The 819-nt window shown below is 41.1% G+C and carries 1 protein-coding gene; it reads left to right on the plus strand.

What is annotated here, in order from left to right; genetic code table 11:
• On the plus strand, positions 1-819 hold an 819-nt coding region (locus HNS40_RS22510), incomplete at both ends, for a DUF11 domain-containing protein (protein ID WP_172284955.1).

The following is an 819-nucleotide window of genomic DNA, read 5'->3' on the forward strand; positions in this document are numbered from 1 at the left end:
CCGAAGACGATCCAGACCCAAGTAACGATGAGGATGATGCCTTAACAACCCCAAATCCAATTTCAGATTTAGTTATGGCTAAGTCGGTAGATGAGGCAACACCAAATGTTGGAGATCAAGTAATTTTCACCCTTGAAGTGAGCAATAATGGACCAAGTGCAGCAACTGGCGTATCAGTTAGTGATCAGCTTCCCACTGGATATACTTATTTATCAGATAATGGAGCCGGATCTTATGTTACAGCCACAGGAATTTGGACCATAGGTAATTTAGCCGATGGAGCAGATACGAGTTTAGAAATTACTTGTACAGTTAATGCTACTGGTGATTATACAAACACAGCAACACTCGCTGGAAATGAAGATGACCCTGACACAAGTAACGATGAGGATGATGCCTTAACGACACCAAATCCAATTTCAGATTTAGTTATCGTTAAGTCGGTAGATGAGGCAACACCAAATGTTGGAGATCAAGTAATCTTCACTCTTGAAGTGAGCAATAATGGACCAAGTGCAGCAACAGGAGTAGCAGTTACAGAAAATCTACCAACAGGATATACTTATGTATCAGATAATGGAGCTGGAGCTTATGCTACTGCCACAGGAATTTGGACAATAGGTAATTTAGCCGATGGAGCAGATACGAGTTTAGAAATTACTTGTACAGTTAATGCTACTGGAGATTATACCAACACAGCAACACTCACTGGAACCGAAGATGATCCAGACCCAAGTAACGATGAGGATGATGCCTTAACAACCCCAAATCCAATTTCAGATTTAGTTATCGTTAAGTCGGTAGATGAGGCAACACCAA

This window comes from Lentimicrobium sp. S6 (assembly GCF_013166635.1).
GTDB lineage: Bacteria > Bacteroidota > Bacteroidia > Bacteroidales > UBA12170 > UBA12170.